The 12,669-nt window shown below is 59.6% G+C and carries 9 protein-coding genes and 2 pseudogenes; 4 read left to right on the forward strand and 7 right to left on the reverse strand.

The window, feature by feature from the left end:
* A complete protein-coding gene (locus LB568_RS15570; RefSeq protein ID WP_064994866.1) occupies positions 1–2,424 on the reverse strand; it encodes a caspase family protein in 2,424 nt (807 codons plus the stop codon).
* Positions 2,425–2,475: 51 nt separating this feature from the next.
* Positions 2,476–3,573: a CHAT domain-containing protein gene (locus LB568_RS15575; protein WP_064994865.1), complete on the reverse strand. Its 1,098-nt coding sequence runs from the start codon at positions 3,571–3,573 to the stop codon at positions 2,476–2,478.
* Between the two features lie 512 nt (positions 3,574–4,085).
* Here LB568_RS15575 and LB568_RS33670 point away from each other — a divergent pair.
* Positions 4,086–5,057 carry a CHAT domain-containing protein gene (locus LB568_RS33670; RefSeq protein WP_064994875.1) on the forward strand — a complete coding sequence of 324 codons (972 nt, stop codon included), beginning with the start codon at positions 4,086–4,088 and terminating at the stop codon, positions 5,055–5,057.
* Positions 5,058–5,939: 882 nt separating this feature from the next.
* On the opposite strand, the pseudogene LB568_RS15585 reads toward LB568_RS33670, so the two are convergent.
* Together LB568_RS15585 and LB568_RS15590 are read right to left on the reverse strand one after the other, a co-directional pair.
* A pseudogene (locus tag LB568_RS15585) lies at positions 5,940–6,546 on the reverse strand (carbamoyltransferase C-terminal domain-containing protein); the annotation flags it as partial.
* A gap of 203 nt (positions 6,547–6,749) precedes the next feature.
* Complete coding sequence (locus LB568_RS15590) at positions 6,750–7,322, reverse strand: periplasmic heavy metal sensor (protein ID WP_064994874.1); 573 nt, start codon at positions 7,320–7,322, stop codon at positions 6,750–6,752.
* 1,022 nt (positions 7,323–8,344) lie between these two features.
* Between LB568_RS15590 and LB568_RS15595 the strand changes: the two genes are divergently transcribed.
* The gene (locus LB568_RS15595; protein WP_224655973.1) at positions 8,345–8,545 is read left to right on the forward strand and encodes an IS110 family transposase; all 201 of its coding nucleotides are present in this window, start codon (positions 8,345–8,347) and stop codon (positions 8,543–8,545) included.
* A gap of 869 nt (positions 8,546–9,414) precedes the next feature.
* Here the strand turns inward: LB568_RS15595 and LB568_RS15600 are convergent.
* Positions 9,415–9,615, reverse strand: coding sequence for an ATP-binding protein (locus tag LB568_RS15600; RefSeq protein WP_064994862.1), 201 nt, complete (start codon positions 9,613–9,615; stop codon positions 9,415–9,417).
* Positions 9,616–9,986: 371 nt separating this feature from the next.
* On the opposite strand from LB568_RS15600, the gene LB568_RS15605 reads away from it, so the two are divergent.
* A complete protein-coding gene (locus tag LB568_RS15605) occupies positions 9,987–10,700 on the forward strand; it encodes a GntR family transcriptional regulator (RefSeq protein ID WP_064994861.1) in 714 nt (237 codons plus the stop codon).
* Between the two features lie 643 nt (positions 10,701–11,343).
* Here LB568_RS15605 and LB568_RS15610 read toward each other — a convergent pair.
* The gene (locus LB568_RS15610; protein WP_013533545.1) at positions 11,344–11,535 is read right to left on the reverse strand and encodes a hypothetical protein; all 192 of its coding nucleotides are present in this window, start codon (positions 11,533–11,535) and stop codon (positions 11,344–11,346) included.
* Positions 11,536–12,247: 712 nt separating this feature from the next.
* Entirely contained in the window at positions 12,248–12,559 is a 312-nt protein-coding gene (locus tag LB568_RS15615) for a dihydrodipicolinate synthase family protein (protein WP_140688030.1), read from the reverse strand.
* On the opposite strand from LB568_RS15615, the pseudogene LB568_RS33780 reads away from it, so the two are divergent.
* Positions 12,483–12,667: pseudogene (locus tag LB568_RS33780) on the forward strand (hypothetical protein); the annotation flags it as partial. The gene LB568_RS15615 and the pseudogene LB568_RS33780 sit on opposite strands and share 77 nt — an antisense overlap.
* Positions 12,668–12,669 lie beyond the last annotated feature (2 nt).

Here is a 12,669-nt window from a genome sequence, read left to right on the forward strand (position 1 = left end):
TCATGGAGTAAGCTTGACCACTGTGAAGGCCTGTTGCGGATCGACGCGAGCCGCGACCCGCCGGACCAGCCCTCGCTCCTCTGAAGACTCCTCCTGCGACCCAGGAACCGATTCAAGACCGCGGGCCAGCCAGTCGCAGGTGAGCGAGAAAAATGGCACGCCGCGGCTGAACCCTTGTTCGAGCAATTCGGAGATACGATCGAAGTCGGGCGACCTCTCGGTCATCAGGCGACGCGCCAGGATAATAGGCCCGTCGGGGATTTGCGGAAACCGGTTGGTGATGTTCTCGAGCCATTGCCGTGGCACAAGCTCCGATGCTCCGGCTCCCACTGCGATTAGAGCACCCGCCACGGCCGCAAGCGGGTTGGTCATCTTGCTGCGGACGGCCTCGCGGACCTCTCCTTGCATGACCTTGAGAACCTCGGAGCCACGCTCGAAGTCGCGCGAAGCGAGGAACGCCAGCAGGCCGGACCATCGGTATGACTCGACGATGCCCGACGTCGCGGCTCGCCCTTCTGCTGGAGCGGCGGCGACGATTAGGTGAGCGGACCATTCGTTTGGGTCGCTCGGCCGGCCCAACTGCGGCAGAAAGGCCGCTTCGATGCGGGTACCGAATCCAAGGACGGCCCAGAGCGGCCCGCTGCGCTGCGTGTAGGCGTCCTCGAAGACCAGAGGATTGTGCTCGGGCACATCAAAGCGAAGAAAGTCCCGATCGCCCGCTGCCTCCCGCAAGGCGGGTGTTCGCGGGCCTGCCGCACCTAGGCGGGCTGCGTCGCGCGGCTTGGCCATTACCCCGACGAGTTCGGAGAACGAGGGGGCCGGCATTGAACGGGCGACACTGGTGACCGTCGGTCCCCTAGGGTTGAGAGGCTGCTGTGGAAATCGAGGTGCGCTGACCGCGTCTGGCCCCTGGGATATTGAGGTGCTGGCAAGAAGCGCGCCGGCTAAGGTCGCATACCCCAGCCATTCATGCAGGGAAGGGCCGCTGACAATCAGGCTATGGACACTCGCGCCTTGCTCGGCTTGGAGTTCCCTGCTGACGCTCGTCCCGTCGGGAAGCGTAATGACGGCGCTGTAGGCACCCGGCTCGACGTCAAGGCGCAGCTTTTCGCGAGTGCCGCCGACTACTGGTTTCAGTGGACCGGGGTTGTTGCCGTCGCGCCGCGACAATGCGACGACGAAGCCGGCCCCTACCTCCGCTGCGGCAGTAAACTCAAAAACCAATTCGGCGCCGGGGCCGCGACGCGGGACTGGCGAGGCGGTTTCGACGGTCGGTACCGCTCCGATTTCGACGAATGCCACGGGAGCGCGAGGGGTAAGTATCTCTGACCCAAGAGCCTTGCCGTCCCGATCAATTGAAATCGTCACTGTCTTCAGTTCTTCGAGGTCAAACTCCGCGAAGAAGGGCGCGGCCTCGCCCGCAGTTTTCGTAGACACGACCTCCCGATGGTCTGAGATGACGGTGCGACAGCGTGGCCATCGGGCTCGATCGGAAAGACTGACATAGGTTTTCACCCGATCAAGGCCGCCAGGATAGGTGATCGCAAAGCTTCCAGCGGCTCGGCCCGCCGGCGTCTGCAACGACCCGTCTGGTCGAGCAAAGAGCCTTAGAAACTGAGTGAGCCGGTCAACGAGAATGCCGGGTCGAACCGGCCAGCGTGCCCCCGACACGTCGGCCGCGGCACCGTTGAGCGCTCGGAGCAAACTGTCGGTGAAGACAGTTGTCTTATCGCGCCGACCGTCGGCCTCCTCATAGAGGCTAGTTGAGCAGAGCGCCCATTGGTGGCGCGTTCCACCGTGGTCGTCCCGCGCTCGTGAAAGCGAGATCAGCTTGGTGCCGAACTCCTCTTCGGCAGGCAGCCCCAACGAGGTCTTCAAACGGCAGCAATCGAACAATAACAGCTGCGACGTCGGCACAGCGTTCTCGAGCGCTGTAATGAACTGCTCGATCTCGGTCATTCCGGCGGTCTGCTCAAGCGGGTCTGTGTCGTAGTCTTCAAGTAAGAAGGCTGTCCTCCGACCGAAGCTCTCGCCGTGGCTTGAAAGGAACAGCACCATCACGTTGTCCTTGTGCGTATTGGCCCGCTTGACCCAGTCCTTCACTGCAGCCTTCACCTCGGCAAACGTCGCTCGTGGCACGGTTACGCTTGCATATTGGGCGCCAGCCTGCCCAGGGGGCGTTTCAGAGAGGGCCAGTGCAAGGCTCCCGAGCGGCCGCTCCGGGTTGGTGAATCCGGCCTTCTGATCGAGAAACCAGTCGGCGATAGCGCGTGCCGAGATCGGCGGTGAAGTAACCGGCTTCAGCTTCTTGCTCTGAAACGCGCCGACGCCAATGATCATCACATGGGTCGCGGGCCGTCGGTCGAAAGCGGTATCCACAAAGACGAGACCCTTGTCGCGTTCAGCGTTGTCGTCGCTACTCATCAGTCCCCCAGTTCCATTTTGGTCCGGACGCGCCGGCACGAACTATCAGTCTCAGGCGGCTGGCGTTTGCCCCTTCACCAACACAACCTGATCAAGGTCTATCCCCGATCGTGACAACGACTCGAGCAAGGAGGCGTCGTCCAGCAGCAAGGCGTCCTTGAGGCCAAGTCTGGCCTGCTGCAAAGCCATCCCCGCCGGCTGTCCCTCAGCGATCGCTGCATAAAAACGCACTGCGAATACCCTGGCGCCAATATCCCCGACTTCACCACGCATTCCGATAATAACAGGGACCGTTTCGAGCAGCGCTTCGGCGCCGACGAGACTGTCGCACGCATTGAGGACAACGAGAATCGGTGGCGTTGTCGTTGCCGCCAGCAGATCGGCAATCCACTGCAGCGGTATCGGTCGTGCTTGAGTACTGTGGACAAGCCCGTCGTCAAATAGCAAGGCGCCCTCGGCGGCATGACCCGAAAAATGGATAACATGCGGACGTCGTTCGTTTGTCCCATCGATCAGATCGGCGAACGTCGCTGCCGGAAGATGCTCGAGATCGATGAGATCGCGATGCAGCGCACTCTTGAGTGCCTTGAGAACGTCCCGCACCTCACGGTCGGTCTGGAGCCAGCGGCCCTCCTCGACGACTGACCCGTCGTCGCGCTGGTAGATGCGTTCGGTCGCTTCGGGATTGGCTGTGACGTAGAGGACTCGGAGCCGTTCGGGTTTGGGCTCGGGGATACGCGCGAGATGCGGGGCCGACTGCAGGAGCCCGTGAACCTGACGCGCGTGAGTGAGTTCCTCACGTCGGCGCTTCTTGTCGGCGCGCTCGCGTTCCTTGCGCAGGTCTTCTTCCGCGCTAGCGATCGCTGCCTGCTTCCTCGCTTGGTCCTTGGCGTTGCGACCGATTTTCTCGGCGACCGCGGCAGCCTTCTTACCGGTTTCGGTGGCCTTGTGGTCGAGTGACACAGCCGAGCGGAGATAGGAATTGATCGACGACGCATTGCGGGACCGCGCCGCCGACTGACGCTTCGAACCGGCATCTTTCCGCGCCAAAGCAACTGTTGCCTCGTGCCCGGCGAGTTCCTTCCGAAGCCGCCCTTCCGATTGCTTAAGCCGAGCGAGTTCGCTGCGCAGGCTATCGATGCGCGACATTGTCTACTCCGAAATCAGAATGGGTGCGGTCGAGCCAAGAGCAAGGGCTGGCCGGGGGCAATCAAACCGTGGCGCCTGAAACATCGGACCTAGGCCTCCTCGCTTCCCTGGCTCGCGTTTCTGAGGACAAAGTTCAAGTAATTCCGCTCAGAAGGCGGCAGAGTTGGCTGGTTCATGCAATTCTCCATCACTGCTCTTGAACTGGAAGCTAAACCGTATGAACTTGCCTACCAATTGTCGACCCACGAGGCGACGTATGGTCGATCAAGGCGACGGGGTATTCTGCTGAAAGTTCGTGGCGACCGAACAGCGTTCGAGCGGGCCGCGGCATTGGCGCTAGGAAGCGCAGCTCCGCCGAGAAGATCCCAGCGATCCCATCGGCAGGTGGTGGCGGCAGCGGATCGCAAGAGACGTCGGCTCGAATCGGTTCAGGCGAACACAGCTCGCTTTAAGGTTAAGCTCGCGCCTCACGACGGGTACATTGCTCGGCATGCGCTGCATTGGGGATTAGCGTGGCTAAGACGGAAATCGACGCGAACGGAAGTGGGCTAAAAAGCCTTATTGGCTCGCTCAAGGCCAGGGCGAAGCGTACCGCTGGACACTACCGTAAGGAAGACACGGGTATCACGCCCGAAGAATGGCCCAGGGACGCGGAGGTCGAGCTGATTGAAAGCCTTGTGCGGGAGAAGGCCAGACGGGTGACCGGAGGGGATTCCAGCCAGCAGTGGAAGGGGTGCCGTGAGTTCGCGCAGGCGATCAGAGATTCGCGCAACCCAACTGTCTCGCGTGAACATTTCGGGACGGAGGAAGCGCAGCGTCGCTACGAACGCGCAGAAGCCGATTTCTTCGATGGTATCGCGCTCTGGGCCGACAGTACAATGGACTATGTGACCTATCTGAGCGCACTAGCTGTCGAGACGGCTACGAAGCTCCGGATACTCTTTCTAGCGGCCAATCCCTCGGACAGAACTCGGTTGCGGCTCGACAGGGAATTGCGGGACATTCGAGAAGAGCTGGCAACGGCAGGATACCGCGAGCGGTTTGACCTCCAAGCACGCGGAGCAGTCCGTGCCAAGGACATGGTGCGGGCACTGCTTGAGCTCGAACCGGCCTATGTGCACTTCTCCGGCCACGGTACTGCTGATGGTGCAATCTGTGTGGAAGCATCCGATGGCACGAGCCACGAAATCGACCCCGACGCGTTGGCCGCGCTGTTCGCGGCGGCGGGCGAGAAAGTCCGGTGTGTCCTGCTCAACGCTTGCTTTTCTGAAAACCAGGCTCTTGCGATTGCCCGGCATGTCCCCTTCGTCATCGGCATGCGCACGACAATCAGTGACGAGGCGGCGATCGCGTTCGCCACCGGTTTCTACCGAGCACTTGGTGCCGGAAAGGGCGTCCCGGTCGCATTCGAATTGGGGATTGTCGAATTGAAACTGTTTGGCATCGCGGAGCACGAAACGCCTGTTATCGTGCAGTGTCCTTAGCCGGGTGTTCGCTTCTACAAGCCGCTTGAGCTCCCACTTGCGCAACACGATTTGAATGACCTCCGACCGCCCACTTTCATCTCTGCAGCAATGCTGATGAGCGCATCCTCAGTTGCGAGGCGCTTTCTAGCTCTTCAGCAAAGGATTTGCGCGTCACTGTCGGGTTTGGAGCCGTTCTCTGCGCAGTTTTGCTCTCTCCAACTCAGCGGCGATGAAGGGTGTAGCGTGTCTATCGCGCGCCTAGTGTTCTCACGCATCTCGAGGACGGTCGCGGCGCAGCGACAGTCAATGGCGGCTTTCAGTCAACCGCAGCGGCGGGCTTTTGGCCCAACCGAACTGTTGCCAGCGCAAAGCAATACGCGAAAGTCGCATCCTGTCAGGATTGCGGAAACCAAGAGGAAGCGCAAGCTTCGGGATATCGAACCTCGTTCATCCGTCCAACGTTGCTAAAGTGGCTTACGTCGGCCTTCGGCGCATCGGGAGGCGTCGGATGCTCACCCCTGAGGTATGGCGGGCAACGAACCTGACCGGTCAGTTCTTCCATTGAACGTTATTGATGCATCCGCGGCGGGTTTCAGACACTGGACCTGTCGCCATTTTCCTACGAGCGATTTCGTGCAACGAACCGTTCCTCGATGAGGCTGTGATCTAGACCATTCAGGCCGCCGGATACTCTTGCGATGACGCCAACTACGACGTTGAAATGATCGGTCGCATGTCACCCCGGCGGCTCAGGAAGGAGACGGCACGCTAGCCTGTGTGCCCACGTGACCTTATGTGGTGATCGACGCCAGCCAAGGAACAGCTCCATGGATGTGCGACCCGATGATTGTCGCAGCCGCGCTCAACGCCGGCGATGCAGGAACCTTGGCTGCGGCTCGGTCAGCCCTCGAATTGACTTGTCTTGGTCAAAAGCAACCCATCGCACCAAACGTGGTCTACGCAGCCCCACTCACAGGCGGCAGCAGCATCCGGAAAAAAACCACGTCCATTGAGATTTGCACTCGTGTTGCAGAGCAGCGAAATGCCCGTGAGTTTCTCGTACTCTATGAGAAGTTCTGCAAATTGGGTGTTCGGAAGCTCTTGAAACCGTCTGAAGTCGCGCAGTTCCGTCGAGATGGACGACCGCCGGGATTATTTCTTTCCACTCTGAACGGGTTCGGTGGTCGAACAGCATGTAAGGATCCGGCGTGCCGGGGTCAAACATGTCAGGTGCACGATCCTCCAAGCATATTGGCGCTACCGGCCGGAAGTGCTCTCGCACTTTGATCTTGTTGAGATGGTCCTTCATTTCCGGCGAAGTCGCAGCCGCCAGAATGCTTCTGCCTCCCAAGGCACGCGGACCAAGCTCTGCGCGGCCTGCAAGGAACACCACAGGCTTGTTGTCGGCGAGCAAACGGGCAAGATCTTTCAGACTGAAAGCAGCAGATTGCCAACCGGGGGGAATCTTGCCACGGCCCACATTCGGCCCGCTGTAGACTGACCAGTCTGACATCGAGAATTACGGCTTGGGGGGTACTGCCGCGCGATGTCGGCAATGCCCCCCCCCGTGTCCGCCGTTAGCACACGAAACCCGTAACCCGTCAGATATTCCGCGAGCATGGCGGACAGCCGCCTGTCTTCATCGACGATGAGGACCTGGTCCGCCATGCTCGTTTGTCCGCTCCGTTCGAACCTGTGCTCGTACAGAGCTTATCCGCGATCTTCGAGATCCCCGAAATCGTCGAGCAACTGCTCAAGCTGCTCGGCCGTCAACACCTCGGTGGCATCCAGCAGATCGGTCGTCAGCGCGCGCAAAGCCTCGCCGGCCCACTCGACAATCTCGGCGCGCACCTCCTCCACTGCGTCGGGATCGAGGGTTGACGCGCTGAGCAGCTCGGCGAGATCATTGTGCGCCTGGATTAAGCCCTGCTTGATGAGGCGAATATGGTTATGGACCTGGTCGGTGATCGCCGCCAACTCTTCTTCCTGCTCGGGCGTGATGTCAAGATCAACGAGCTTGGACCCTAAGTCATGCGCGCAGTAGCCCGTCCCATGGCGGAGGCCGGTCTGCATGTGCATGTCGGGTCCGCCGTGGCCGCCGCCGACGTCGAAGCGCTGCACGCCTCCGTAACCCTGGCTGAGCGCGCCAGAGACGCCGACGCTGGCAAGCGTGACGACCGCAATGCCGCCGATTGCGATGCGCTTGCCCCAGTTCTTCGACTTCGGAGTGCGGGAGAAATGTTGACGAAGTTTCTGCCACGCAGAGGGTTCAGTTTGGGGCATGAACATATTCCTTTGAATGTTGGTCGAGTGGAATGCCTGGATCAGTAGAACCGGCATTTGCAGCAGATAGGTTTGTGCCAGTTAGAAGGCAAGAGAATATAAGTATATTTCTAAATATATCCGACTATTTTTGCGCGAAACGATGCAATCGGGCATGTCGCCTACAGTTGAAGAGGCATAAGAGCCTATTGATAAGATAGTCTGACTTATTGTTCAACTTCTGGATTGATGTGATAGCGTCAGGAGCCGCGGCGACTCCACGTACCCCTTATGACTGCTGGGCCTGAGGGTGGCCCGTCATCCGATAAGCAACGGCCGAGGGTTAAGCCAGCTGGCCGGCGCAGTGCCTCATGCACAAGAGGCGGGCCATATGTGGATATTCACAAGGAGCGGATTTCGATCGCGGTGGCAGCGAGCTGACGCGGCGGATCGCTGGAATATTTCGGCGAGATTCCCAATGACACTGATGCCATCAAAAAGCTCTGCAACCGTCTGGGCATTCCGGCAAGCCGCTAGCGTTTGGCTAGGAGACCGGCGCGTGCGGTTATGGCCGTTATCGCCAACTCACAAGCCTGAGTCATCGCTGCGACGTGGTGGCGTCATCGCTGATTCCGAGGCGGCCGGCGATCGGGTGAAGATAAACCGTCGGGATGCCACCATGCTCGCCCGCCGCAATCGGGCCGGAGAGTTGACCCCCGTCTGGGTGCCCATAACGATCACGAAGCCATTCGCGACCTGATCGCCTGTGTAGCCCCGTCGTGCGACAGATATTGACGCGAGCGCATGAACGTCTTCGCGATTTCTGCTGCGTCACGGGCATAAGCAAGAGCGTGGGGCGGCCTGGCGAATGGCTTGCTGCCGATTGCTTTTGACATTGGCCTTCGAACATCCCGCTCAGCAGGTCGGATTCAGGACTACGTCGATGCCGTCATGATGCGGAACGGCGCCTGCAGCAGGTCCAGTAACAGATACTCAGCCGATCCCGGAATGAACCGGCGCTCGGTGGGTGATGCCTGCAGGCAATACGCGGTATCGCGTCAGCCAATGCCGTGGTGCTGGTTGCGGAAGTCGGCGACTTCACCCGCTTCTTCAATCCACGCCGGCTCATGGCCTACTTCGGCCTGGTCCCGGCGAGCAATCGAGTGGCGAGACCGTCTGGCGCGGGCCGCATCGCAACGGCCGGCAACACCCATGCCCGGCGCGCGCTGGTCGAGGGCGCCTGAGCTTACAGGATCAGACCGCATCGGCCGGCGCAAGGTCGACCCGATCGAAGCGCTGCCACACGTCGTTCGCGATCGGGTCGTTCCAGACGCGCCGGCGCGTCCAGGCAAAAATGCGGCCCGTCAGGGCGTCAAGTCCGCCTCTTGCACCTGATATCCGCAGTCCAAGTGCCTCGATCGCCGATCGAGTGGCGGGCCAATTTCTACGCCAAAGGCCGTTGTCAGCAATCATGACGGTGGAAGGAATCTAGCGCTTGGTGCCCGCGTCTGGTGTCGACGATGATTTTGATCGCGCACTCGATCTTCTTTAGGACTAATTTGCGCATGTACATGAAGCCAGTTCCCGCTGCGGCGAAGGTCGTGGCGCATGCTGCGCGAATGCCTCGCCGGCATGGCATCGTTCGTCCCGGCCGAAGACGAGCCCACGTCGACCCCGGAGCGGATCGCCGAGGAAATCGTGCGGCGCGTGTTTGCGGAAATGTCAGCGCTGCCCAGAATTGCCTTGGCTATCGGACGTGCAATAATGACGAGTGGAGCGTAGAGGATTACCCGCAATCGCGCGCCCCATGAACACCTCGGCTGGCCACTTGGATCAGATTCTCCACAATGGAAGGGCGGAAGGTGACGGGGGCAGGCACTGCAGGCAGCGAACGACGTGATGCTAAGTACGCGGACATTTGTTCACTAATATACCATGGGAAGTGAATAGAGGCGGCGCTCTGGCAAAGTGAGGCTGCGACACGCACTGACTTCATAGGAGACGCAGCGGCTTTGCTTTCGCACTGGAGCGCTGCGGTGAGCGAGCCTGTCGAGAATGGCGGCGGCCCCTGATATTTAGCTCGGCGATGATGCCATCTGGCAACAGGCGGTGATCAGGGTGGTTTGCGTCGATAGCGTTTCTCGACGATTTCGAACAGATGGAAGTGCTGCTCCTCAATGAGGGAGTGCGTTCCGAAGTCGTCGAGGATGAGGAGCCGCACGCGCGTGAGCTTGTAGATGAGGCGGCGGCAGCGGCCATCAATGCGGGCGAACGCAAATCCCTCGGAGAGCCGTAAAACGCGCAGGTAGAGCACGGAATGATCGAGCCGTGCCGCCTGACGGTCGAAGGCGCAGGCCAGCCATGACTTTCGATCCCGGTCTGGCCGGCGACGACCAGGTTCTGGTGCGCCTTAAGCGAAACTTAACGAAACAAGAACGATACCGATGGCATGGCGAAGCTCGCTGAGGCCAGCTTCAAAGCGGCCGCTTTGGCTCACCGTTTGATGTGGCGGCGAGGTTCAAATGTCCCCGTGGGGCAAAAATGTCACTTGCGCGCACGAGGATCAGCCCCATCTAACCGGCTCCCCCGGGTTGTAAGGGCAGATCGGGCGGGCGAGGGACACCAGGAGTGGGGCTGCAGCCCAAGCTTCTTTGAATAGCAGAAACCATTCTCCCAGGAGAAGGCATGTATAGGCAGCACGAAGATACACCAGGATGGGATCGGTCCAAGGCCAATCGACTCTATAAAGCATTGAAGAAACTTATCGTCGATTTTAAGGTGCCCCCCGATACGCGACTCGACCCACGTCTAATCAGCGTTACCCTGAAAACGAGCGTTACCCCGTTACGCGAGGCATTGATTCAGATCGAAACCGAAAAGTACATCGTCGGATCTCCTCGCAATGGCTACTACACAAGAAAGCTGGATACAAAGCAATTATCAGATGAGTATGGTGTTGCCAACGCAATACTTCAGGGTGTTTTCAGGGAAGGCCCAGATGAGCATTCCAAGCCGTGGTCGACGCTTCCTACGATCCCCAGCTCTAACGACTGTATTTTGTTTGGGGAGTTCCTCGAGGTATTTTATGAGAAGATCGCAGAGGGTGGAAACAATGGAAAAATGCTGGATCTCGTTCATGAGTTCAACATCCGAACGAGATATGTACGTCTTTTGGATTTGCAACGGCCGGAGCGTCTATCATGTATTATAACTGATATGAGACAGCTTGTAGAGCTTCTTGACAAGCAAGACAAAAATGGGGCGATCGCAAATATTGGTCGGCAATTCAGTGCGACAATTGAAACCGTCCCCGAGCTTGTGCTGGAGGGTAATCTTCGTGCCGGGGATACGAAAGAGAGCTGGTTGAAGACATTGCAGTCGAATTTCGACGAGAGCTGACCGGCGGTTTCCACTGAGATGTGGCTCTGGCTCACTTTTGCTGCTGTTGCTGCCGGCGCTTTTGCGGATTCCCCGGAGGATTAACTAATGCAACATCGACTTGCCCGCGCGAGCCTCGCGCCTGACGGATTGGCGCGGTGATTGATGTGAAGGTTATAGCGAACACCGCTCAAAAGCTTCGATCGCGCCAATTTTCGGGAATTTTTCCAGACGGGGGCCAGCCGGAGCGTTCAAAGTAGATATGTGCGTCGGCCCGCTGGCCCGCTCCTCGTCGTACGGACGAGCACACGCTGGTGCTGCTGCGGGGGCTTGCACCGCATACCCGACGCCGTCATCGCCGGCATTCTCAACAAACAAGGCCGCCGAACGGCGTACGGCACCGCTTCGGCGCGCCACGCCGAGGCTCGCCGGCGCACGCCCCCTCGTCTGGCGACAGACGTCACGGTCTCGCCCGAAAGGAAACTCTCCTCAGCGCTTCGGACAGGACCTTGGCCCAATCGACCGCGTGGTCCCCGGCCATGGGGTTCGCTACCTGCCCGGCATCGTGGATGCGCGCCCCAGGCCTTCATGGCTATTACCCATCCGGTTATGCCTGGGGAGCAGGGAGGATTTGCTCCACAGGTCAATAGCTAGGGCGATCGTCTCAGAAGCGACGCACATCCGGAAATGGTAGCACCTCCGCCTGTTGGCGGGGCTGTTTGAATTCTTCGAAGGCGACCGCCTCAATTATAGCGTCCAAGGCTTCACGCCCCGTCTGGCTCATCGGGTCATCACCACCAAGATAGTGGTACGCCCGATCTAAATGCACCCGGGCCGCGGAAAAATCGCTCTTCATTTAACCTCTCAGTAGCCGCCGCGTCAGCCCTCTACGAGGTCAGTGTCGCGCAACGGTGAACATACATAGGACAATTTGATTTAAACTTGACACAATCAGGAGGAGTAGCATGCTCGGACGATGACATTTTGCCAGAACTGTGCCGCAGTGAGAGCTGGCCTCGCAAGCCGCTGAGCAAGGATGTGGTCCCGAGGGACGGGAGGTGCTGCGCTCCCTCGGCACACACGGTGAGCTCGCTGGGTAGGGGTCGAGAGCTGTAATCCGTCGGTGGTCAGCACACCACTCGAAAGCGGGGCTTACGATTGGGGCACCTGATCCTAAACGGGCCGGGACTTCGGCGACCTGGTACTTCGCGGCAGCGGAAACCGGCTTGATTGGCCGTGGGGGCTGGGCGGAACAGATTTCGAGGAGCTCTGCGATAGCGTAGACAATGCGAAGGCTCGAGAACGTTTTAAAAAGCTCCCACACCGGGCCAGCGTAGCGTCTAACCCGTGTACTTCTGTGTGGTCGCCGTGCCGAGCCGCTCTGACGATCCCCAGGCAGGGCTCCGGCAAGATGCCACCGAGGACGCTGTACCATGCATCGGCGCCCGCGATCAGGGCCGCCGTGACGTTCCAGTCGCCGCTGTAGCCGATTGAGAATTCTTTCGGCAATATTTCTTTCTGGTACGCAAGTTGGCCTTCGATAGCATCGCCCCGGTCCGCTGAGTTTTTCATAGCGAGGATCTCAGGCAGCTGTCCCAGACGCGGATGAGTGCTGGCGTGAAGCGAAAATGCGTGTTTGCAGGATCGTCGTAGATCACGATCGGAAGGCCACTTTCGCGCGCCACTGTCGTAAAAATGCTCGAAAACCTCGTCCTCAGTGAGCGGACTGTAGGACAAAGCGGCGAAAATCCCGCGGCTGCGCCGAGGGCCTTCGCATCACTTGCATATTTTACCGCTTCATCGGTGCGCAAAGCGCCCACGTTCGCCTGCTTGAGATCGGTGATCAAATCGGCGCCCTGTGCAGCAAAGGTGGATTCCATCGGCCTGCTCGGCAGCACCGGCACTTACATGTATCTGTCACGCGAGGAACGCCGTCGGGCTTTTCCGAGGCGCTGGACGAAACGGGTGGACGAGTCCCGCTCGCGGTTTA

Origin of the sequence: Mesorhizobium sp. B263B2A (assembly GCF_020165775.1) — a bacterium.
Taxonomy (GTDB): domain Bacteria; phylum Pseudomonadota; class Alphaproteobacteria; order Rhizobiales; family Rhizobiaceae; genus Mesorhizobium; species Mesorhizobium opportunistum.

What these genes read in the sequence shown, in the direction of transcription:
- LB568_RS15605 (WP_064994861.1), top strand. Translation starts at nt 9,987, where the DNA reads ATGTATAGGCAGCACGAAGATACACCAGGATGGGATCGGTCCAAGGCC.
- LB568_RS15610 (WP_013533545.1), bottom strand. Translation starts at nt 11,535, where the DNA reads ATGAAGAGCGATTTTTCCGCGGCCCGGGTGCATTTAGATCGGGCGTAC.
- LB568_RS15615 (WP_140688030.1), bottom strand. Translation starts at nt 12,559, where the DNA reads ATGGAATCCACCTTTGCTGCACAGGGCGCCGATTTGATCACCGATCTC.
- LB568_RS15575 (WP_064994865.1), bottom strand. Translation starts at nt 3,573, where the DNA reads ATGTCGCGCATCGATAGCCTGCGCAGCGAACTCGCTCGGCTTAAGCAA.
- LB568_RS15590 (WP_064994874.1), bottom strand. Translation starts at nt 7,322, where the DNA reads ATGCCCCAAACTGAACCCTCTGCGTGGCAGAAACTTCGTCAACATTTC.
- LB568_RS15570 (WP_064994866.1), bottom strand. Translation starts at nt 2,424, where the DNA reads ATGAGTAGCGACGACAACGCTGAACGCGACAAGGGTCTCGTCTTTGTG.